The organism is Flavobacterium sp. GW823-FHT06G12 (assembly GCF_058794775.1).
In genome coordinates this window covers 1,228,153-1,249,765 of the sequence record NZ_JBXAHE010000002.1, presented here as the reverse complement: position 1 = coordinate 1,249,765, position 21,613 = coordinate 1,228,153, and the positions used below count along the sequence as shown (strand labels likewise).

At 32.9% G+C, this 21,613-nt stretch carries 20 protein-coding genes; 11 read left to right on the top strand and 9 right to left on the bottom strand.

Annotated elements, in window-relative coordinates; genetic code table 11:
* The first annotated feature begins 344 nt into the window (after positions 1-344).
* A complete protein-coding gene (locus AC1Q5Z_RS12310) occupies positions 345-875 on the top strand; it encodes a carboxymuconolactone decarboxylase family protein (protein WP_345157157.1) in 531 nt (176 codons plus the stop codon).
* A gap of 96 nt (positions 876-971) precedes the next feature.
* Complete coding sequence (locus AC1Q5Z_RS12305; protein ID WP_492445045.1) at positions 972-1,850, top strand: helix-turn-helix domain-containing protein; 879 nt, start codon at positions 972-974, stop codon at positions 1,848-1,850.
* A gap of 54 nt (positions 1,851-1,904) precedes the next feature.
* Here the strand turns inward: AC1Q5Z_RS12305 and AC1Q5Z_RS12300 are convergent, their stop codons facing one another.
* Positions 1,905-3,146, bottom strand: a complete 1,242-nt coding sequence (locus AC1Q5Z_RS12300; RefSeq protein WP_492445043.1) for a glycosyltransferase — start codon at positions 3,144-3,146, stop codon at positions 1,905-1,907.
* Positions 3,147-3,259: 113 nt separating this feature from the next.
* On the opposite strand from AC1Q5Z_RS12300, the gene AC1Q5Z_RS12295 reads away from it, so the two are divergent.
* Entirely contained in the window at positions 3,260-3,841 is a 582-nt protein-coding gene (locus AC1Q5Z_RS12295; protein WP_198854590.1) for a MiaE family protein, read from the top strand.
* 53 nt (positions 3,842-3,894) lie between these two features.
* On the top strand, positions 3,895-6,654 hold the full coding sequence (locus tag AC1Q5Z_RS12290) for an AsmA family protein (RefSeq protein ID WP_492445041.1): 2,760 nt from the start codon (positions 3,895-3,897) through the stop codon (positions 6,652-6,654).
* Between the two features lie 60 nt (positions 6,655-6,714).
* Here AC1Q5Z_RS12290 and AC1Q5Z_RS12285 read toward each other — a convergent pair whose 3' ends face one another.
* The 3 genes from AC1Q5Z_RS12285 to rplU all read right to left on the bottom strand — a co-directional run bounded on the left by AC1Q5Z_RS12285 (position 6,715) and on the right by rplU (position 8,863).
* On the bottom strand, positions 6,715-8,010 hold the full coding sequence (locus AC1Q5Z_RS12285; RefSeq protein ID WP_492445039.1) for a hypothetical protein: 1,296 nt from the start codon (positions 8,008-8,010) through the stop codon (positions 6,715-6,717).
* A 130-nt stretch (positions 8,011-8,140) separates the two neighbouring features.
* Complete coding sequence (rpmA, locus tag AC1Q5Z_RS12280; protein ID WP_012023622.1) at positions 8,141-8,401, bottom strand: 50S ribosomal protein L27; 261 nt, start codon at positions 8,399-8,401, stop codon at positions 8,141-8,143.
* Between the two features lie 24 nt (positions 8,402-8,425).
* Positions 8,426-8,863 (bottom strand): 50S ribosomal protein L21, encoded by a 438-nt coding sequence (gene rplU, locus AC1Q5Z_RS12275; RefSeq protein ID WP_073412831.1) that lies wholly within the window; start codon positions 8,861-8,863, stop codon positions 8,426-8,428.
* Between the two features lie 273 nt (positions 8,864-9,136).
* Here rplU and AC1Q5Z_RS12270 point away from each other — a divergent pair, with 273 nt between their 5' ends.
* Positions 9,137-10,459: a M16 family metallopeptidase gene (locus AC1Q5Z_RS12270; protein WP_198854592.1), complete on the top strand. Its 1,323-nt coding sequence runs from the start codon at positions 9,137-9,139 to the stop codon at positions 10,457-10,459.
* 12 nt (positions 10,460-10,471) lie between these two features.
* Entirely contained in the window at positions 10,472-12,520 is a 2,049-nt protein-coding gene (locus AC1Q5Z_RS12265) for a M16 family metallopeptidase (RefSeq protein WP_492445035.1), read from the top strand.
* A 225-nt stretch (positions 12,521-12,745) separates the two neighbouring features.
* Here the strand turns inward: AC1Q5Z_RS12265 and AC1Q5Z_RS12260 are convergent, their stop codons facing one another.
* Entirely contained in the window at positions 12,746-13,612 is an 867-nt protein-coding gene (locus tag AC1Q5Z_RS12260; RefSeq protein ID WP_492445033.1) for a DMT family transporter, read from the bottom strand.
* A gap of 102 nt (positions 13,613-13,714) precedes the next feature.
* Between AC1Q5Z_RS12260 and AC1Q5Z_RS12255 the strand changes: the two genes are divergently transcribed.
* Positions 13,715-14,092, top strand: a complete 378-nt coding sequence (locus tag AC1Q5Z_RS12255) for a heavy-metal-associated domain-containing protein (protein WP_198854595.1) — start codon at positions 13,715-13,717, stop codon at positions 14,090-14,092.
* A 46-nt stretch (positions 14,093-14,138) separates the two neighbouring features.
* Here the strand turns inward: AC1Q5Z_RS12255 and gldD are convergent, their stop codons facing one another.
* The 4 genes from gldD to mutY are packed head-to-tail and all read right to left on the bottom strand — an operon-like array spanning position 14,139 to position 17,543.
* Complete coding sequence (gldD, locus tag AC1Q5Z_RS12250; protein WP_343587980.1) at positions 14,139-14,699, bottom strand: gliding motility lipoprotein GldD; 561 nt, start codon at positions 14,697-14,699, stop codon at positions 14,139-14,141.
* A gap of 1 nt (position 14,700) precedes the next feature.
* Positions 14,701-15,996 carry a gliding motility-associated protein GldE gene (locus tag AC1Q5Z_RS12245; RefSeq protein ID WP_198854598.1) on the bottom strand — a complete coding sequence of 432 codons (1,296 nt, stop codon included), beginning with the start codon at positions 15,994-15,996 and terminating at the stop codon, positions 14,701-14,703.
* A 26-nt stretch (positions 15,997-16,022) separates the two neighbouring features.
* Entirely contained in the window at positions 16,023-16,460 is a 438-nt protein-coding gene (locus AC1Q5Z_RS12240) for a single-stranded DNA-binding protein (protein WP_198855513.1), read from the bottom strand.
* A gap of 36 nt (positions 16,461-16,496) precedes the next feature.
* Positions 16,497-17,543 carry an A/G-specific adenine glycosylase gene (gene mutY / locus AC1Q5Z_RS12235; RefSeq protein ID WP_343587974.1) on the bottom strand — a complete coding sequence of 349 codons (1,047 nt, stop codon included), beginning with the start codon at positions 17,541-17,543 and terminating at the stop codon, positions 16,497-16,499.
* 140 nt (positions 17,544-17,683) lie between these two features.
* Here mutY and AC1Q5Z_RS12230 point away from each other — a divergent pair, with 140 nt between their 5' ends.
* The 4 genes from AC1Q5Z_RS12230 to AC1Q5Z_RS12215 all read left to right on the top strand — a co-directional run bounded on the left by AC1Q5Z_RS12230 (position 17,684) and on the right by AC1Q5Z_RS12215 (position 21,611).
* Complete coding sequence (locus AC1Q5Z_RS12230) at positions 17,684-17,974, top strand: HU family DNA-binding protein (RefSeq protein ID WP_007805026.1); 291 nt, start codon at positions 17,684-17,686, stop codon at positions 17,972-17,974.
* Between the two features lie 380 nt (positions 17,975-18,354).
* A complete protein-coding gene (locus AC1Q5Z_RS12225) occupies positions 18,355-19,899 on the top strand; it encodes an Rne/Rng family ribonuclease (protein WP_066032867.1) in 1,545 nt (514 codons plus the stop codon).
* Between the two features lie 204 nt (positions 19,900-20,103).
* Entirely contained in the window at positions 20,104-20,838 is a 735-nt protein-coding gene (locus AC1Q5Z_RS12220; RefSeq protein WP_343587971.1) for a hypothetical protein, read from the top strand.
* A gap of 11 nt (positions 20,839-20,849) precedes the next feature.
* Positions 20,850-21,611 (top strand): hypothetical protein, encoded by a 762-nt coding sequence (locus AC1Q5Z_RS12215; protein ID WP_492445028.1) that lies wholly within the window; start codon positions 20,850-20,852, stop codon positions 21,609-21,611.
* Positions 21,612-21,613: the final 2 nt, after the last annotated feature.

The following is a 21,613-nucleotide window of genomic DNA, read 5'->3' as shown; positions in this document are numbered from 1 at the left end:
CATTACGGAGTTACTCGCGAAGATTTCTCTTTCGTTGAAATGACAAGATTGCGTTAATTGTTTGCAGAATTTCTAAGTGTGATCCTTTCTTCGTCAGGATGACAAACTATGCAAAAAACAATCATATAAAACGAGAGCCCTAGCCTCGATAGAAGTGGAAATCCTTTTGTGCCGGGGTTCGGCACAAAAGATTGGAACGGATAGCGGGAAATAGCTCCCAAAAAACAGAGGGGAAAATTATCCATCACATAGCGTACATTCTCCATGTTTTAAAATCTGTAATCGTTGCAATTTTGTAATGTCAAAAGACAACAACAAATAATAACAATTAAATTTCAAATAAAATGACACGATTAACAGCTTTAAACCCAGAAGAAGTAACAGGAAAAACTAAAGATTTATTCAATGCAGTTCAGGCAAAATTAGGCGTTGTTCCCAACATGATGAGAACAATGGGAAATTCTCCAGCAGTTCTTGAAGGATATTTAAATTTAAGCGGTGCTTTAAGTCACGGAAAATTAAGCGCAAAAACGGGAGAATTAATTGCTTTAGCAGTTTCAGAAAGCAATTCTTGCGACTACTGTTTAGCCGCGCACACTTTTATTGGAGAGAAATTAGTTAAAGCAGATCCAGCAGTTTTAAAAGCTGCTAGATTAGGAAAGTCTGACGATGCCAAAACAGAAGCCATTTTACAATTGGCCAAAACTCTTATTAGTAAAAATGGTTTAGTAAACGACGAGGATGTAAACAAAGCTAAAAACGCAGGAGTTGCAGATGCTGAAATTGCAGAAACTATCGGACATGTAGCTTTAAATGTACTAACCAACTACTTTAACAACGTAGCAAAAACAGAAATTGACTTTCCAACAGTATAATTAAAAAGTATACATTCACTATAACAAGAATCAATATGTAAAGATAGTTGTGAATTTATTTCATGACTATCTTTATACTTTCAAAAACCAAATAATATGAGTTCGCAACAAGTTTTTACTTTAACAAATCCGCAAAATGGCAATTTAGCTTTCAAGATACTTTCTTTTGATGACAACAGTCATTTTGATCATTTACAGCGAAACAATTATTACTCGCTAATTTGGGTCACCGGAGGAAAAGGCAAGGTAAAAGCCGATTTTGCCGAACATCATTTTGAAGAAAACTCACTTCTCGCCTTTTCACCTTATCAGCCATTTATGCTTTGTGTAAACGAACCAATCGAAGGAATTGCCATTCATTTTCATCCTGATTTTTATTGCATTCACATGCATCAAAAAGAAGTTTCTTGCAATGGCGTTTTGTTCAATAATATTTATCAACCTCCTTATGTAAAGGTTACTGAACAAGCATCACTAACTTTCAATATGGTTATCGACCAAATGAAAACTGAAATTCAAAATGCAGAATTAGCACAATATGAATTGCTTATTTCTTATTTGAAAATCTTTTTAATCACAGCTTCAAGGCTAAAAACCGAACAATTAGAAGAAATGAAATCGATTCCAGATTCGAAAGAACCTATTATTCTTCAAAATCTAAAAGATGCAATTGAACTAAATTTCAAAACCAAACATTCAGCAGGAAATTATGCCGAATTACTGAATATTTCCCCTAAAGCTTTGGCTAAATTATCTAAGAATTATTTCAATAAAACGTTGACTGATTTAATTTCAGAAAGAATTATTATTGAAGCTAAAAGAGAATTATATCTAACCAACAAAACGGTTAAAGAAATTGCATATGAGTTAGGCTACGATGACGAACATTATTTTAGTCGTTTCTTTAAAACTAATGCCGATGTTTCGCCACAAATTTATCGCGAAACAGTAGGTTTTGGAAAAATGGACGCTTAGTTTAAAGTCGCAGTTTTCAGTCTCAGCCTACTGATTACCGCAAACTGTTCTGAATTACTTATTTTTCGCTTCAATCCATTTTGACATGTACATCGTACTTTTAAACGCATGATACTGCAATAAATTCCCCATAAAATTATGAAGACGATGACTTTCTGAATCCTCTATAAGCGAATTTACCAGTGAAAGCAATTGACTAGAATAGTTGCTTTTTTGGTAGCATTTATTAATGATTTCGATTCCATTTTTTTGTGATTGCTTCCAAAGATTTTCATCTTGATAAAGTGCAATTGCTTTTCTAGCAAAATCAGTTGGATCATCTTCAATGAAACCATTCCAAGACAATTTTCTATGCATTGCTTCAGAGCCGATAGAAGTTGTTGCGCTTGGCGTTCCGCATTGCATTGCTTCTAAAAGTTTACCTTTCAAACCTGCTCCAAAACGTATTGGCGCTAAAACAACTCTAGATTTTTTCACAATTTCATTAGCATCTTCTGCTCTTCCCATGATATAAAAACCATTTTTAGGCTGATGCAATTGCAGTACTTTTTGCGAAGGATACGCTCCGTAAACTTCCAAAACAGCTTCTGGAAAATCTTTTTTTATAGAAGGCCAAATCGCTTCTTTTAAATATTGGACGGTGTTCCAATTCGGTTCATGAAGAAAATTTCCAATGAAAACAAAATGCTTTCTTTCTTCAAAAGAGGGCAATTTCAAAAGCTCTTCTTCCTTCATTTCATCAACCAAAAACGGAAGATAAAACAATAAGTCTTCATTAATCTTAAAAACATCTTTTAGAACATTCATTTCAAATTCAGAAATAATCAAAGATAAATCACATCTTAAAATACTGGCTATTTCGCGTTTTGCAACTTCCTCAGATAACAAATCTTGAATTTTAAAAGTTCTGTTTTCTTTAAACGCTTTTTGCCTTGCAGTTCTCAAACAATGCACATCTTCTGTATCTAAAATTCGGATCGCATTCGGACATTTTTCAATTACGCGCCATCCAAATTGTTCTTCGACCATAAAGCGATCAAATAAGACAACTTCTGGATTTAATTCGGCTACAAAATCATCAAAACTTGAAGAATTAAGTTCGATGCTTTTTTTTATTACTCCAAATTCAGACAAATCAACCATAAAATTGCTATCCTGAGCAGCGCTTGCAAATGTAATTTCAAATCCATTTTCTTTGAAAATAGAAATCAATTGCATCATTCTTCCGCCTGCCGCAGAAGACTTTGGCTCAGGCCAAACAAACCCAATAATTAAAAGTTTTTTTATCTGTTTCATTTTATTTGGTTTCATTTTACAAAATAATGCTTTTTTGCACATTTTTGCATCATATTTACTGACTTTCGGTTGTAAAAAAACACTAATTTTGCAAAACTAAATTCTTAGAAATTATGTTAGGATTAAAATTAGCTACAGACCCTCGATGGGTAAATATCGTCGAATCGAATATCGAAGAAATTTTAACTGATCACGCATGGTGCGAACAAAAAGCTGCTTCAAACGCTATTAGCATTGTGACGTATAATTCTGAAATCGAAGAATTAGTAACCGAAATGCTTGAAATTGCCAGAGAAGAATTGGAGCATTTTCAAATGGTTCATAATATCATAAAGGAACGCGGACTTACGCTAGGACGCGAACGAAAAGATCATTACGTAAATGAACTGTTTAAATTCATGAAAAAAGATGGTAGCCGTAGAGATGCACTTTGCGACCGATTATTGTTCTCTGCAATGATTGAAGCCAGAAGTTGCGAGCGTTTTAAAGTCCTTTCAGAAAATATTAAAGACGAAAAACTAGCTACATTCTACAGAGATTTAATGATTTCTGAAGCGGGACATTATACCACATTTTTAGGCTTTGCCAGAAAATACCAAGACAACATCGACATCGACAAAAGATGGAAAGAATGGATTGAATATGAAGGTTCTATTATTACCAATTATGGTAAAAGTGAAACCGTTCACGGATAAATTACGCTCTTTGTTTATTACTCTATTTCCATATTTAAACACCACTATTCGCTATGCAGAAAAGTAAATCCAGATCAATCGTTTTTAAAATTGCGAAGTATTTCGGAATAACTTTCGCGGTTATTATAGGATTATTATTTTTAATGCCTATCGTCTTTGAGGACCAAATTAAAGAGCAAATAAAAAAAACAGCCAATGAAAGATTAAGCGCAGAATTAAATTATTCTGATGTTTCTGTTTCATTTTTTCATCATTTTCCTTCTCTTACTTTAACTTTAGATAATTTAAGTTTGAATGGTTCTGCGCCATACAAAAACGAAAAATTCATCACTGCAAAAGAGGTTTCTTTTGGAATCAATGTGGCAAGTCTTATTTTTAGCAAATCGGTAAAAATTGACCAGATCTATTTATCTGATTCTTTTATAAACGTAAAAGTAAATCCAAACGGAGAAGCAAATTACAATATTTATAAATCGCAAGAACAAGCTTCACAATCAAAAGACAGTTCTGATACTGCTTTAAAGCTAGAACGAATTGAAATTTTGAACAGTAAAATTATTTACGACGACAAATCGACAAAAGTTCATTTTGATGCCTATGGCTTCAATTATTTAGGAAAAGGAGATTTAAATAAAGCCGTTTTTGATTTGTATTCGAAAGCCAAAATCGAAAAATTGAATATCGTTTACGAAGACGAACCGTATTTAATGAATAAAAAAATTGATGCTGATTTGATTACCAAAGTCAACATTAACTCGCTTTCTTTCTTTTTCCAACAGAATAACCTAAAAATCAATCAGCTCTTGGTCGACTTTAAAGGTAAATTTGATATTTTGAAAGATGGCTACAACATGGATTTTGTTATTAAATCTGATAACAGTAATTTATATGACGTTTTTACCGCCTTTCCTCCAAAATATATTACTTGGCTTTCTAAAACTGAATTAAAAGGAAATACGAATCTTTTATTGACTTTAAAAGGAAAATATATTGCGTCAGAAAACATTGCTCCAGATTTGGATTTGGATGTAAAAATAAACGACGGATTTGTCAATTACAACAAAAGCGCATTTCCTGTTTCAAACCTAAATTTAGACATCAAAACAACTGTTCCGTCTTTAAACCCTGATTTAGTTATTGTTGATGCTAAAAATCTCTCTCTAAATATTAATCAGGATTATTTAAAATCTAAGTTTTTGGTGAAAGGAATAAACACACCAGAAATCAACGCCGATTTTAAAGCTAAAATTGATCTTGAAAAACTAACCAAAGCACTTGGAATTCCTGATATTGAATTAAAAGGAGCTTTAGCTGGCGACGTAAAAGCAAATGGAGTATTTGACCAAAAGAACAAACGTTTTCCTGTTACAAACGGAACCCTTAATTTGGATAATGGATATTTAAAAACACCTTACTATCCAAATCCTATTACAAATATTACGATTAAATCTAAAATCGTAAACCAAAAAGGAACTTTTGAAGATTTAAAAGTAAGCTTAACACCAACTCAATTTACTTTTGAAGGAAAACCAGTTTTTGTACAAGCAGATTTAAGCAATTTTGACGATTTAAATTACGACATAAAAGCAAAAGGCGAATTGGATGTTAGCAGAATTTATAAAGTTTTCTCTCAAAAAGGACTTGATCTGGATGGTTTCGTAAAAGCTGATGTATCGCTAAAAGGAAAACAAAGCGATGCAGAAAAGGGAAATTACAGCAAATTAAATAATAGAGGAACACTTGAATTAAGAAACATCGGAATTGCTTCTGAATATCTTCCAAAGAAATTCATCATCAAAGAAGGTATTTTCAAAATTAATCAGGATAAAATGTCGTTCAATAATTTCTTGGCCGCTTATGGACAATCAGATTTTAAAATGAATGGTTATTTACAAAATGTTTTCAATTATGTAATGACCAATACAGGCGTTTTAAAAGGCTCTTTTAAAGTTTCTTCTCGATATATCAATGTTGATGAATTTATGTCAAGCGTAGACCCAAATACACCTGTAACGCAAAGCTCTGCTCCAAAAACAGAAGCAAAACAATCAGGCAATACACAAACTGGCGTAATTATTATTCCAAGCAATCTGAACTTACAGCTGATTGCAAATGCCCAAAAAGTAAATTTCGACAAATTAAACCTGCAAAATGCAACTGGAAATTTAACCATGAAGAATGGTAAATTAACAATGCAGAATACTGGCTTTAATTTAATTGGATGCAATGTTTCTATGAATGCCAATTATCAAGCTGTAACTCCGCAAAAAGCAAATTTTGATTATGCAATAAAAGCTACAGATTTTGATATTAAAAGAGCCTATAACGAAATTGAAGTTTTCAGGAAAATGGCAAGTGCAGCAGAGAAAGCGCAAGGAATTGTTTCTTTAGATTATCAATTAAAAGGCCGTTTAAACGCAAATATGGATCCTGTCTACCCTTCTCTTGTGGGCGGCGGAACACTTTCTGTAAAAGATGTAAAAGTAAGAGGTCTGAAAATGTTTAATGCCGTAAGCAAACAAACAAATACGGAATCTATAAAAAATCCAGATCTTTCAAAAGTTGATATTAAAACAACAGTTAAAAACAATATTATAACTGTGGAACGCTTTAAATTTAAGTTCGCAGGCTTTAGACCAAGAATAGAAGGGACATCAAGCTTAGATGGAAGACTGAACCTTAAAATGCGTTTAGGATTGCCTCCTTTCGGTATTTTCGGAATTCCGCTGACAGTTACAGGAACACAAGATAATCCAAAAGTAAAAGTGGGAAGAAAAACTGAAGATTTAGAGGAAACTAAGGATACTGAATAAGGATTTAAAAATTCTAATACAAAAATAAAAACCGAGGCATAAGCTTCGGTTTTTTTTATTTTAAACTCTATATATGATTTTAGAAACATATAAAATCCCTTTAGCCAACAACCACAATAAGGCTGCCACCCCTAGCAGTTTCCAAGCCCAAGCTTTACTTCTTTTCCAATCGGAGAAAAACGAAAATATTTCAAAATATTTAATGACTACATAAGCACTTGTTCCTATCAGCGAAAACCAAACAACTTCATTTAAATGATAACTGAAGCCGTACAAGAAAGTTAAACTTAAAAAAAGTACGGTTACAAATTGCAGATAGTAATAATTTCTGAAATCATATCTGTAGTTCATTTTCAAGGACAAAATTAAGAACGATATCGCCAACAAACTTATTAAAGCGGCAATAACATTATAAAAAAGAGAATTATCTTGAAAAATCAGCACTAAAACTACAACAACAGCAATTACAGTACATCCGCCAAGAGAATTTATACCTCTTTCTCTTCTATCATTTTTAAAGGGAAATAAAACTGGATATAAATACTTTTCTAAAGTACGCCAAAAAGGCAAAGCATAAATTGCTGCAATTCCTGATAATACAATTTCGTAGTTATAAAAAATGTCTTGCGGAACTCTGTACAGCACATACAAAAGCGCAAGCGTAAGACATAAAGCAGGGAGACAAATTGTTTTTACCGCTTCCCAAGAGTTTTCACCCCAAAAGTTATTTTCTATTTTAAAAATATACCGTTTAATTAAATATTCTCTCGTAAAAAGAGCTGTAGATTGACTCCACAACAAACACAGTCCTACATGAATCACAACTGTACGAAGTACAAATTCATTTATAGAAACTCCGTAATAGACACAGAAAGCGCTTGCAATCAGCAATTCGTAAGTCAATAAGATTGGTGAGAATAAAAACCTTAATAATGGTGCTAAATGCCTAATAACAAAATCAATTAACAGACTCCAATATCGCTTAAACAAAGCTAGAATAGCACAAATAGCAATAAATGCCGACAGATAAAACATCCAATTTGCCAGCGATTGCGCTTGTAACCAGAATTGAACTACAGAACCTTTTGGCGGAGCATACACTATTTTAGAATTAGCAAAAACTTCTAAAGCTAATCGATCTCGTACTTTATCATCAATTTTTGAAAATTCATTTTTGTGTTTCGTCCAGAATTGTTCTGTTTCAAAATCGTTCTTTTTAAGAACTTCAAATTCATACAAAACATTTTTCTGTTCTTCGCTTAACGAATTCAAATAACTGCTCACATTATTATCTGAAACAGCTTTTCCGTAAGCGCTAAAACAACACAACAGTATAAGTATTATTATTTTTTTCAACTTTTAATATTTAGGACAATGAAAATAAACGTAAAAGTAAATATAAGCTTTAAAGTCTTTATAAAAGTATAAAAAACAAAAAACCCGATCATTTCTGAACGGGTTTTTTATAAAAAGTAATCTATGATTATTATGCCTCGAATGGGATAATAGATACATAAGATTTGTTATCTCTTTTCTTTTGGAACTTAACAACTCCAGCAACTCTTGCGTGAAGAGTGTGATCTTTACTAATGTAAACGTTTTCACCTGGATTGTGTTTTGAACCTCTTTGTCTAACGATGATGTTTCCAGCAATAGCAGCTTGACCACCATAAATCTTAACGCCTAGACGTTTTGATTCTGATTCTCTACCATTCTTCGAACTACCGACACCTTTCTTGTGAGCCATGACGTATGAGTTTAAATATTGTTATTATTCTTTAGTAGCTTCTTTTTTTGCTTTTGGAGCTGCTTTTTTTGCTTTTGGAGCTTCTACTTCTTCAGTAGCTGCTTCTTCTGCTACAACTGCTTTTTTAGCCGCTGCTTTTTTAGTTCCTCCTGCTGCAGTAATACCTTCAATTACAATTTGTGTAAGATATTGTCTGTGACCATTTCTTTTTTTGTATCCTTTTCTTCTTTTCTTTTTGAAAACGATAACTTTATCACCTTTTAAGTGTTGTAACACTTTAGCTTCTACTGAAGCACCTTCTATAGCTGGGGCGCCTAAAGTTACATTTCCGTTGTCATCTAATAAAAGAACTTTGTCAAAAGAAACTTTTGAACCTTCTTCGTTAGCTAAACGGTGAACATAAACCTTTAAGTCTTTGCTTACTTTAAATTGTTGCCCTGCTATCTCTACGATTGCATACATACCAAATTGATTTATTGATTTTTAAGGTTGCAAATATACAACTAATAATTTACTGTGCAATCCCTAAAAGCAAAAATATTTTTACTTAAAAAAACCTTGTTTTTCAAGCAGTTCTACATCAAAAACAAAATTATTTTAAAGTAAAAGATTGTTAAAATCACATTAATTTAAAAACAAATCTGTAATACCTAATTAAAAAAAACTATTTTTGGTGTAACCAAAATCAACTCTTGTCTACCTACTACTGTTGATATTTTAAAATTATTAATCTTTATGAAAAAATCAATAATGATGTTAAGTGCTGCATTAATGCTTGGCGGAGTGGCTCATGCCCAAAAAGTGGCTTTCGAAGAATACGATTTAGACAATGGGCTGCATGTCATTTTACACAATGACCCTTCGGCTCCAGTTGTAATCACTTCGGTAATGTATCATGTTGGATCAAAAGACGAACGCCCAGACAGAACTGGTTTTGCACATTTTTTTGAACATCTATTATTTGAAGGAACCCAAAATATAAAACGTGGGGAATGGATGAAAATCGTCACTGCTAACGGAGGTGTAAACAACGCAAATACCTCTGATGACAGAACATATTATTATGAAGTTTTTCCATCTAACAGTTTAGAACTTGGTCTATGGATGGAATCTGAAAGACTGATGCATCCTATTATTAATAAAATTGGAGTTGACACGCAAAATGAAGTAGTAAAAGAAGAAAAAAGAATGCGTTACGACAATCAGCCATACGGAAATATTCTTCCCGAGGTTAAAAAGAATATGTTCAAAAATCATCCTTACAGATGGACCACTATTGGCTCTATGAAAGATTTGGATGCTGCAACTCTTGAAGAATTCCAAGCTTTCAACAAAAAATTCTATACTCCAAATAATGCCGTTTTAGTGGTTGCTGGAGATTTCGAAAAAACAAAAACAAAAGAATGGATTCAGAAATATTTTGGACCAATTCCGCGAGGCGAAGAAGTTAAAAAACAAACCTATACAGAAGATCCGATCACCCAAACGATTAAAGCTACTTACGAAGATCCAAACATCCAGATTCCGATGATTGTAGCTTCTTACAGAACGCCTTCAATGAAAACAAGAGATGCAAGGGTTTTAGATTTAATTTCATCGTATTTAAGTGATGGAAAAAGTTCTAAACTGTACAAGAAAATTGTAGACGACAAAAAAATGGCGTTGCAAATTGGTGCTGTAGGTTTTAGCCAAGAAGATTACGGAATGTATATTCTGTATGGTCTTCCAATGGCTCCATACACAACAGCCGATATTTTAAAAGAAATGGATGAGGAAATTGTAAAAATTCAAACCGATCTTATTTCTGAAAAAGATTACGAAAAATTACAAAACAAATTCGATAACAATTATGTAAATGCCAATTCGAGCGTAGAAGGAATTGCAGAAAATCTTGCTTCATATTATTTACTTTATGGCGATGTAAATCTGATTAATACCGAAATCGACATTTATCATTCTATAACAAGAGAAGAAATAAGAGAAGTTGCCAAGAAATATTTAAATCCGAACCAACGTTTGATTTTAGATTATGTTCCAACTGCCAAATCTCAAAACTAAGAATATCGAATCATGAAAAAAATATATCCTTTTTTAATCCTTATTTTCCTAACTGGAATTATGCAAGCACAAGATCGTCCACAACCCAAACCAGGAAATGCCCCAGTAGTCAACATCAAAAAACCACAGACCTTTGTTTTAGCAAACGAAATGAAGGTTTTGGTTGTTGAAAACCATAAATTGCCTAGAGTTAGTTTTACACTTACTTTAGACAACGCTCCTTTTACTGAAGGCAACAAAAAAGGCGTTGACGAATTAACTAGTAGCTTAATTGGAAACGGAACTAAAAAAACAACCAAAGAGGCTTTTAACGAAGAAATTGATTTTTATGGAGCTAATATCAATTTTACTTCTCAAGGCGCTTATGCAAGTTCATTATCAAAATATTCTGCACGTGTTTTAGAACTTCTGGCAGAAGGTGCTTTACAGCCAAATTTCACCCAAACTGAATTTGATAAAGAAAAAGCAAAACTTTTAGAAGGGCTTAAAGCTGACGAAAAAAGCGTTCCTGCTATTTCAAACCGAGTGGTCGATGTTTTAGCTTTCGGAAAAAATCATCCAACAGGAGAATATCTTTCTGAAGAAACTGTAAAAAATGTAACGCTTGCAGATGTTCAAAACAATTACAACACTTACTTTGTTCCAGAAAACGCTTATTTAGTTGTTATTGGAGATATCAAATTTAAAGAAGTAAAAGCTGCCGTTGAGAAATTATTCAGCGGATGGAAAAAGCAAGCAGCACCAAAAAACACTTACCCAAATCCGACGAATGTTTCAAACTTACAAATTGATTTTGTTGATGTTCCAAATGCGGTTCAATCTGAAATTTCATTAGTAAATACTGTAAATTTAAGAATGAGCGATCCAGATTTTTTCCCTGCAGTAATTGCAAATCAAATTCTTGGAGGCGATTTCAATAGTTACTTAAATATGAATTTACGCGAAGAACATGCTTGGACATATGGCGCAAATTCTAGCATTGGAAGCGGAAAATATGTTACCAAATTTAAAGCTTCATCAGCAGTTAGAAACACTGTAACAGATAGTGCTGTTGTTCAATTTGTAAAAGAAATAAAACGAATTAGAACAGAAAGAGTTGATCCAGAAGTTTTAAGAAATGTAAAAGCTGGATATATTGGAAGATTTGTAATGCAAGTTGAGAAACCGCAAGCTGTTGCACGTTACGCTTTGAACATTGAAACAGAAAAACTTCCTGCCGATTTCTACGAAAAATACATCCAAACAATCAATAATGTTACTGCAGACGATATTTATCGTGTTGCAAACAAATATTTCTTATTGGACAATATGCGTATTGTGATTGTCGGAAAAGGATCGGATGTAATTTCTGGTTTAGAAAAATTACAAATTCCGATTTATTATTTCGATAAATATGGAAATCCTGTTGAAAAACCTGCAACAAAAAAAGAAGCTCCTAAAGATATTAGTGCTAAAACAGTTTTTGAAAACTATATCAATGCAATTGGAGGAGAAAAAGCTGTTAGCGCAGTAAAAACTTTATACATGAACGGCTCAACAACTGTTCCTCAAGCTCCTACTCCATTAACTTTTACTTCTAAATTAGATTCTAAAGGAAAAATGATGGTTTCACTTTCAATGGGCACTATGAATTTAATGAAACAAGTTGTGAATGAAAAAGGCGCTTATGTAGAACAACAAGGAAAAAGAAAAAACCTTGAAGGCGAAGATTTAGCTGAAATGAAAGCAAATGCAGCGCCATTCGAAGAATTGCAACTTGCAAAAAGAACCGACCTAAAAGTAGAAGGAATTGAACCAATTAACGGAAGTGATACTTACGTAATTAAAGACGGTAAAACAAAGTATTATTATGACGTTAAATCTGGCTTAAAAACAGCCGAATCTAAAGTTCGTGAACAAGGCGGAAAATCAGTAGAACAAATCACCAATTTTAACGATTATAAAGAAGTAAAAGGCATTAAAGTCCCTTTTAATTTAGTTCAAAATGTTGGTTTTGAATTGGATATCAAAATGTCTGATATTAAGATCAACGAAGGAGTTTCTGAGAAAGATTTTTTATAGATAAGGTTCAAAGTTGCAAAGGCTCAAAGGAACAAAGGTTTTGTTTGAGTCTTTTTAAGAGCAAGACTCTTAAAAGCTTTGTCAAAGTTTAAAACTTTGACAAAGCTTTTTTTATTTCATCCTGTTTGTCAGGCTGAGCGAAGTCGAGGCCTCATTCCAATTGATACGCCCTTCGACTCCGCTAAGGGAGACAAACCCAGCAAATTATGTTTTACATTTCAAAAACTATTTTTTCGCTGACAAATAGACTCCAATCAAAATAATAAACGCTCCTACAGACTGAATTGGTGTCAACATTTCGTTATCTAATAATCCCCAAAAGAAGGCCACTATCGGAATCAAATATGTTACCGATGTTGCAAATACAGGGGACGACATCTGAATTAATTTAAAGAAAAGAATATTGGCGATTCCAGTTCCTAAAACACCTAAAATTACCACAAAAAGTATAGAATGCTGCGTTTCTGCAAAATGTATTTTCTGGCTAATATCGGTTGTACTTAAAATGATTAATGCCGGTAAAAGCAAAACTGCAAAATTTCCTGTTGTAATACTTACAGAATTTAAATCGTGTAAATATTTTTTAATTAAATTGACATTGATCGCATAACTAAGCGTCGCAATTACAACCAATAGCACATACAAATAATTTTGAGTTCCGCTAGAAGAATCTCCGCTTAAAACCAAAAGCAAACAACCAGCGAGCCCTACGAAAACACCTAAAACCTGTCTTTTTTGAAACTGAATCCCAAATGCTATAATTCCTAAAATTAAAGTATTTAAAGGCGTAAGCGAATTCAAAATCGCTACAATAGAACTATTTACTTGGGTTTCGGCAATAGCAAAAAGGTAAGCTGGCATAAAAGTTCCGAACAGTGAAGTTATCGCAACATATTTCCACTGGCGGCGCGAAATCTTTTTTAAGCTATTAAAACCTACAATCAACAGAAACAGCGCGGCAAAAATAATTCGGAATGAACCGACTTGAATTGCCGTTAGCCCAATCAATCCCTTTTTTATCAGAATAAAAGAACTTCCCCAAATAAGAGAGAGAATAGTTAAGTAAACCCACTTTAACTGTTTTGTTTCCATAAATTGTATTTTCCTGCAAATTTGTAATTATTTTACGAACTAAGCATTCTCTTTTTATTAATTTTGCAAGAATCTAATTCGCAATTTTTAAATTTATATATAATGAAAATTTCAAAAATCTTAATCGCCGCAACAATCGCTGGTTTAGTATTTGTTGGCTGTAAAAAAGCAGAAGACAAAAGTCTTGAAGTTGTAAATGCAGAAAAAAGTGCTCCAAAAGAACACAAACCAATCGCTGCTGAAAATCTTCAAACTGCAAGTTTCACAATTGACGGAATGACTTGCGCTGTTGGATGCGCTAAAACAATTGAAGAGGAATTAGCAAATCTTGACGGAGTTGAAAAAGCAACTGTTGATTTTGACAAAAAAACTGCAACTGTAAGTTTTGATAAAACAATCCAAAACTCAGAATCTTTGACAAAAGTGGTTCAAGAAACTGGAGACGGAAAAACATATAAAGTTTCGAATTTTAAGTCTTAAATTCGAAATACAAAAAACAAAAAAAGCACTCAATTGAGTGCTTTTTTTATTTCCATTTCAATGTTTCCATCAAACGCTGCATATCATTCTTAACATAACTCGTCGCAGGCATAATCGAATCAAAGTTTGGTTTTGCATAAAAATATACCGAACCAATTAAAAAGTGTTTTGTACTGTCGGTAACGTAGAACTGCGAATTTGTCGCTGCGTTTCCGTCAACTTGATAAAACATTCCGTATACCTTTTTCTCTGGATTTAAATACGGTTGTTCTAAAATATCATCAGCTTTAATAACATGCTCATAAGTCAGTTTTTGAGCATCGCGCAGTAACTTATCAATGTTGCCATTTACAGGTTTGTAGGTCAAATAAATAGTTGCTTTCATCTTTGGATAGGTGATTGCAAAACCGCATTCTTTTTCTCCTTTAATAATTGCGTCTTCATTCATCTGAAAAGCAAACGGGCAATTGTTTTCAAAATTCACATATTTTGCTTCAGGATAATCCAGTCGCAGATAACTCGCAGGTTTTGGCAAAACATCATTTTTACAGCTTATAACCGTTAGAGCAAGCAAAATTGCTGTTATTGAAAGTATTCTATTAAACATTTTAATTTATGGTTACTTTTATTTGTTTTACACGCTTTTTATCGACTGTTTCTACTGTGAAAATACAGTTTTTAAAAGGTACTTTTTGATCTTTTTTCGGAAAATTACCTAAAATTTCCAGAATAAATCCCGCTAATGTTTCGGCTTCTCCTTTATGAGCTTCAAAAACATCTTCGTCAACATCTACAATTCTATAGAAATCTTTCAGGTTTATTTTTCCTTCAAAAAGAAAATTATTCTCATCTATTTGTGAGAAGTTCAGGTTTTCATCGTCAAACTCATCACTAATATCTCCAACAATCTCTTCAATAACGTCTTCTAACGAAACCAATCCAGATGTTCCTCCATATTCATCGACCACAATTGCCAAATGGCTTTTTAAGCTCTGAAAATCCTTCAAAAGGTTATCTAATTTTTTATTCTCAGGAACAAAAAAAGCTTCTCTGATTAAAGAAGTCCAGTCAAACTCTTCTTTATCAATGTGAGGCAATAAATCTTTCACAAATAGCACTCCTTCAATCTGATCAATATTATCACGATAAATAGGGATTCTTGAAAAACCTGTTTCTATTATTTTGGGATAAATCTCTGAGAAAGTTTCTGATATTTCCAATGCAAAAATATCTATTCTCGGACTCATTACTTGCTTCGTATCTGTATTTCCAAAAGAAACAATTCCTTCTAAAATCTTTTGTTCTTCTGTCGAAGTTCCTTCAGAATCTGTTAATTCTAAAGCCTGAGAAAGCTGATTAATGGAAAAATTATTCTTTTGCTTGCCTAATTTATTCTGTAAATATATTGTAAATGCGCGCATTGGCAAACTTACTGGAGAAAGCACTTTATCTAAAAATGCCAGCGGATAAGCGACGCCTTTAGCAAAACGAATGCTGTTTCTGCTTGCGTAAACTTTAGGAAGAACTTCACCAAACAATAAAATTAAAAAAGTTACCAAAATAACTTCTAGAGTAAATTTAAAAGCTGGCGAACTTACATTGGCAAAAATATTCTGCCCCATGTAAGCAAATAAAATGACTACGCCAATGTTGAAAAAATTATTAGCAACCAACAAAGTTGCTAAAAGCTTTTTAGGCTTGTCTAATAAGTTCGAAATAATTTTACCTTTTGCAGGATTATCGTTTAAAGAATCATCGATATCTTGCTGTGATAAAGAAAAAAGGGCTACTTCGGCACCAGAAACGATTGCCGAAAGAAATAATAAAATAAAAATTCCGACGAAACCAATAATTAAATTAGCGTCAAGATTTGTAGAAAAAAGTAAACTGGGCTCTGGGTCCAAATTGTATAAAATTAGTTAAACATCACTTAAAAGGGCAGATCATTAATTGGGAGCCCTTCAGGAGCGTCAAAGTTAGTATTTTTTGGCGACTCTGTATCTTGGTTTTGTTTTGTATATGCAGTTTCTTTTTTGGTTGTCAGGAAAGTAAACTCAGTAACCTGAATTTCTGTAGTATATTTAGTGGTTCCATCTTCTGTTTGCCATTGACGAGATTTTATTCTTCCCTCAACATAAATCTTATCTCCTTTAGAAAGATATTTTTCGCAAATCTCTGCGGCTTTATTACGCACAACCAAATTATGCCATTCTGTAGAAGTAATCTTTTCATTGGTCGTTTTATTGATATACACCTCATTGGTAGCCAATTGAAAACGTCCGATGCAGTTTCCTCCATCAAAATAATGCATCTTTACATCATCGCCTAAATGGCCAATAAGCATCACTTTATTTAATGTTCCGTTCATAGTTTTTGGTGGTATTTCTCCCAAAGATACATTTTTTTAGCAATTTATTTCTTGCTTTTCTATAAAATTATATATCACAATAGGAAAAGGAAAAGTTTTTAATTTTTGAGAATCTATTCCGTTTTCGATTTTATCTTGTACTCTGATTTTCCAGAATTGTATGTGCAGATGCTGATGCGAAAGTTTATGAATTACGGTCGATTCACTGTAATCTTCTATACTTATAATAGTATAATCTGAAAAAATTTCGTTCTTGGCTTTTTTAGAAACCATATCAAAATCAGCAATAGCTTCTGTTTCCAACAACGGAAACTCATATAAATTATGCCAGATTCCTTTTGCAGTTCTTTTTTGAATTAATGTATTTCCTAAGACATCTTCTAATATCAAATAATTAAAGTAACGATTGGTCACTTTTACTTTTTTCGATTTCACGGGAAGCTTGTTAACTTTTCCTTTTTGCAATGCAGCGCAACTTTCATTAAAAACGCAAACAGAACAATCAGGACTTTTAGGAACACATTGCAGCGCGCCAAACTCCATTATGGCCTGATTAAAAATTGCAGGATTATCTTTTGGCATTAATTCTTGTGCTAAAGCAGCAAACTCTTTTTTAGTTGCTGGAAGCGCAATATCAGATTCTACATCAAAATAGCGAGATAATACTCTAAATACGTTTCCATCTACAACAGGAACAGATTCATTATACGAAAAAGAAGCTATTGCAGCAGCTGTATATTCGCCAACACCTTTAAGTTTTAAAAGTTCTTTATAAGAATCAGGAAAAACTCCATTTAGATCATTACTTATATATTGAGCAGTTTTATGAAGATTTCGAGCACGAGAATAATACCCTAAGCCTTGCCAAAGTTTCAAAACCTTCTCTTCTGGCGCATCTGCTAAATCTTTTACGGTAGGAAATTCCTTGGTAAATGAGAAAAAGTAAGGCATTCCTTGCGCAACTCTCGTTTGCTGAAGCATAATTTCTGAGAGCCAAATTTGGTACGGATCGACCGTTTTTCGCCACGGTAAATCACGCTTGTTCTGTAAATACCATTTTATCAATATGTTATAAAAATCCATTGCAAAATACTTAGATTGCAAAAGTAAATGTTTATGTAATTAAAATTTAACGAATTAGCTTGATTAATTATTTTTTTAATTCCTATATTTGCAAACTCAAAAAAATAGTACACCATTTATAAAATAAAATAGGAAAGAAAATGACGAAAGCAGATATCGTAGCGAAGATTTCAGAGAAACTAGGTCTTGAAAAAGGAGACGTTCAAGCAACAGTAGAAACTTTTATGGAAGAAGTGAAGACTTCTTTAGAAACTGGAGACAATGTATACCTTAGAGGTTTCGGTAGTTTTATCGTTAAAACTAGAGCTGAAAAAACTGGAAGAAACATTTCTAAAAACACTACTATTAAAATTCCAGCACACAACATTCCTGCGTTTAAACCTGCAAAAGTTTTTGTAGAAGGGGTTAAAACAAACAACGAAGCAAAATAATATTAATTAACATAAAATCTGACACAATATGCCAAGTGGTAAAAAAAGAAAGAGACATAAGGTAGCGACTCACAAACGTAAAAAAAGAGCGAGAGCTAACCGCCACAAAAAGAAAAAGTAGTTTTAAACTACTTTTTTCTTTTTAAACGTTCATTGAAATTGGAGTTTGACAATCTCAGTCACAGATTACAGTTTGCAGCCTAAAACTGCTTACTGCCACTGAAAACTGATAACTAACTCCACCGGGTTAATACCTGTTAAAAATATTGTTTAATCCATCCTTGTAGAAGTTGATGGTTTTTGGTTCTTGGTTTTTGGTTTCTTTACCAACAACTATCAACAAACAACCGACAACCAATTCACGGATAAAAATTTACAGTGTGAATAAAGAATTAATCATTAGATCTAGTTCTGATGCAGTAGATTTTGCCTTATTAAAAGATGGAAAACTAATTGAATTACACAAAGAAGAAGAAAAAAGCAACTTTCAGGTTGGCGATATTTTTATTGCCAAAATTAGAAAACCAGTTGCCGGACTTAATGCTGCTTTTGTAAATGTAGGCTTTGAAAAAGATGCCTTTTTACATTATCATGATTTGGGTCCAAATCTAGCTTCTCAGCTGAAATTCATAAAACTTGTAAGCGCAGGTAAATTAAAAGATTTCTCCCTAAAAACCTTTCAGTTTGAAAAAGAGATTGACAAAGATGGCATCATTACTGATATTTTAAGTGCCAATCAATCTGTCTTAGTTCAAGTAGTTAAAGAACCTATATCGACCAAGGGTCCAAGAATAAGTGCTGAGCTTTCTCTTGCCGGAAGATTTATCGTTCTAGTTCCTTTTTCTGATCGTGTTTCTATTTCTCAAAAAATAGAAGACAAAAAAGAAAAGGATCGTCTAAAAAAACTTGTTCTATCGATCAAACCTAAAGGATTTGGTGTTATTGTTCGCACAGTAGCCGAAGGCAAAAACGTAGCCGAATTAGAAAAAGATTTGCAGAACCTGCTTGGCAGATGGTCTGCAATGTGTAAAAAATTACCAACTGCTCATCATCCATCAAAAGTATTAGGAGAGCTAAATAGAGCTTCTTCAATATTAAGAGATGTATTCAATGATACCTTTAGTGGTATTCAAATAGATGATGAAGAGTTGTACCATCAAACGAAGGAATATCTGCAAGAAATTGCTCCTTCAAAACAATCGATTGTCAAGTTTTATCAATCAAATGACACTCCGATTTTTGAGAAATACAATATAGAGAGACAAATCAAAACTTCATTTGGCCGAACTGTTTCCATGAGTAAAGGTGCTTATCTTATCATAGAACATACCGAAGCTCTTCACGTTATAGACGTAAACAGCGGAAACCGTTCTAATAAAGCGACCAACCAAGAAGACACAGCCATGGAAGTAAATATGATTGCCGCTGCTGAAATCGCAAGACAACTACGTTTGCGTGATATGGGCGGAATTATCGTAGTTGATTTTATCGATATGTCTAATCCAGAAAACAGGAAAGTTTTGTTCGACTTCTTGCGAGAAGAAATGAGCGACGATAAAGCAAAACATAAAATATTACCGCCGAGTAAATTTGGTTTGGTCCAGATTACAAGACAGCGCGTAAGACCAGAAGTAAATATCAAAACCAGAGAGGAAGATCCTAACAAACATAATGGTGAAATTGAAGCTCCAATTTTAATCATTGATAAGATCACCGCTGATTTAGAAAGACTTTTAAAAACCCACAATAAAGTTGTGCTTAATACACACCCGTTTGTGGCTGCATACCTCAGCAAAGGTTTTCCATCATTACGTTCAAAATGGTTTTTTGAACATAAGAAATGGGTGAAAATCATACCTCGTGACGCTTACACGTACTTAGAATACCATTTCTATGACAAAAAAGGAAATGTTATTACAGAATAAAAAACAAAACCGCCTTTCGAAAGATTGGCGGTTTTTTTGTGCCTTTTCGCAAAATATTTTTATGTCTTATAATGGCACAAAAAAAACTTCTTACAACCATATCTTTCTTGACTGTGCAGTATGTTTGCTAAATTTCAATCGAATTTTATGACAATCACCACAAGTCTTTTTTCGCTATTTAAAACAAAAAAAATCAATCGCTTATTGACTATCTTTTTTTTGCTTTCTTTAAAACTATCTGCTCAAAATGATACTATTTTTTTTAATTCAGCTTGGAAAACAACTGTTAAAGACTCAGCTGTTTATTACAGACTAAAGCCAGTTAAAATAAAAACAAAAAAAGCTATTGGACGAAAAATACAATATGTAGATTCTCTTTATGTTATTAAAGATTACTACGTAAAAAATAATACTTTACAATTCGAAGGCTACACAAAAGATACAGAAGGAAACAATAATGTCGGAAAAGCCAAATGGTACAAAGAAGATGGAACCGTTCTTTACTCAAGAGATTTCAGCAAACCAGCTCCCGGCACATTTAGAGTTCCTAGTCCGCCAATCACTTATATAAATTATAGCATTGTTGATAAAAGTCTTTTAACTGCAGGCTATGAATTTTGTTTGGACTGTCAAACTCCTAAAAAATTATTTTTAGGTCTTGGATACGGCGTTACCAATAGTTATAATGGGCAATATTATGGTCTGCCCGATCTTCATCTATCTTATAATGTCTCTATTTTGTTTGCAAAAATTGGAACAACTCATAAAAATAGTTATCTATTAGGCGGATTAACATTAATGAATTTCATAGATTTAGGATTTGGATATTCATTACCGTACACCCCAGACAAAGCTCCAGCATTTGAAGGATTTACAATGAGTCTTAATTTAAGATTTACAAGAAACAGAAAAGTTTACAGCCAATTTATAGGATATTAAACAATTTAAAAATGAAAACCTTCGTTACTATAATCTTCTTAATGTTACTTAATCCATTATCGGCTCAAAATGACACAATCTTTTTTGACAAAAACTGGAAAACAAGTAGTAAGGAAGCAGCTTTTTATTACCGAGTTAAACCTCTAAAAGTGAAAACAAAAGACGCTGTAGGTTATAAAATCAAAAACATCGACTCCCTTTTTGCAATTAAGGATTATTACATAAACAACAATCAGTTACAATTTAAAGGTTATTCAAGTGATTATAAAGCCGAACAATTATTTGGTAAAGCTGAGTGGTTTAACAAAGATGGAAAAATGATTGACGCCAACAATTTTAATTACAAGAAAAATACCAATAATTCAAAATTTAAAATTCCAGAATGGCCAATTCTATATTTGAATTATTCAATTGCTAACAAAAGTCTTTTTACGGGTGGTCTTGAATTTTGCCTGACTCGAAGCAAAAACAAACTCTTTTTGGGCGCGGGATATGGAATTACCAATAGCTATGATGGTAACTATTATGGTCTTCCAGATGTACATTTGTCATATAATACAGAATATCTTCTGTTTATAAAAGCAGGCAGCTCCTCTAAGAATGCTTATGCAGTAGGCGGTTTAACCGTATTTAATATGATAGATTTAGGCTTAGGATATTCGTTTCCATACAATAAAGAAAAGATTCCAACTTATGAAGGATTTACAGTTTCAATCTCGTTTCGATTTACTAAAAATAAAGATGTTTATACAAAACTCAATATCATACAATAAAC

What these genes read in the sequence shown, in the direction of transcription:
- AC1Q5Z_RS12310 (WP_345157157.1), top strand. Translation starts at nt 345, where the DNA reads ATGACACGATTAACAGCTTTAAACCCAGAAGAAGTAACAGGAAAAACT.
- AC1Q5Z_RS12305 (WP_492445045.1), top strand. Translation starts at nt 972, where the DNA reads ATGAGTTCGCAACAAGTTTTTACTTTAACAAATCCGCAAAATGGCAAT.
- AC1Q5Z_RS12300 (WP_492445043.1), bottom strand. Translation starts at nt 3,146, where the DNA reads ATGAAACAGATAAAAAAACTTTTAATTATTGGGTTTGTTTGGCCTGAG.
- AC1Q5Z_RS12295 (WP_198854590.1), top strand. Translation starts at nt 3,260, where the DNA reads ATGTTAGGATTAAAATTAGCTACAGACCCTCGATGGGTAAATATCGTC.
- AC1Q5Z_RS12290 (WP_492445041.1), top strand. Translation starts at nt 3,895, where the DNA reads ATGCAGAAAAGTAAATCCAGATCAATCGTTTTTAAAATTGCGAAGTAT.
- rpmA (WP_012023622.1), bottom strand. Translation starts at nt 8,401, where the DNA reads ATGGCTCACAAGAAAGGTGTCGGTAGTTCGAAGAATGGTAGAGAATCA.
- rplU (WP_073412831.1), bottom strand. Translation starts at nt 8,863, where the DNA reads ATGTATGCAATCGTAGAGATAGCAGGGCAACAATTTAAAGTAAGCAAA.
- AC1Q5Z_RS12270 (WP_198854592.1), top strand. Translation starts at nt 9,137, where the DNA reads ATGAAAAAATCAATAATGATGTTAAGTGCTGCATTAATGCTTGGCGGA.
- AC1Q5Z_RS12265 (WP_492445035.1), top strand. Translation starts at nt 10,472, where the DNA reads ATGAAAAAAATATATCCTTTTTTAATCCTTATTTTCCTAACTGGAATT.
- AC1Q5Z_RS12260 (WP_492445033.1), bottom strand. Translation starts at nt 13,612, where the DNA reads ATGGAAACAAAACAGTTAAAGTGGGTTTACTTAACTATTCTCTCTCTT.
- AC1Q5Z_RS12255 (WP_198854595.1), top strand. Translation starts at nt 13,715, where the DNA reads ATGAAAATTTCAAAAATCTTAATCGCCGCAACAATCGCTGGTTTAGTA.
- gldD (WP_343587980.1), bottom strand. Translation starts at nt 14,699, where the DNA reads ATGTTTAATAGAATACTTTCAATAACAGCAATTTTGCTTGCTCTAACG.
- AC1Q5Z_RS12240 (WP_198855513.1), bottom strand. Translation starts at nt 16,460, where the DNA reads ATGAACGGAACATTAAATAAAGTGATGCTTATTGGCCATTTAGGCGAT.
- mutY (WP_343587974.1), bottom strand. Translation starts at nt 17,543, where the DNA reads ATGGATTTTTATAACATATTGATAAAATGGTATTTACAGAACAAGCGT.
- AC1Q5Z_RS12230 (WP_007805026.1), top strand. Translation starts at nt 17,684, where the DNA reads ATGACGAAAGCAGATATCGTAGCGAAGATTTCAGAGAAACTAGGTCTT.
- AC1Q5Z_RS12215 (WP_492445028.1), top strand. Translation starts at nt 20,850, where the DNA reads ATGAAAACCTTCGTTACTATAATCTTCTTAATGTTACTTAATCCATTA.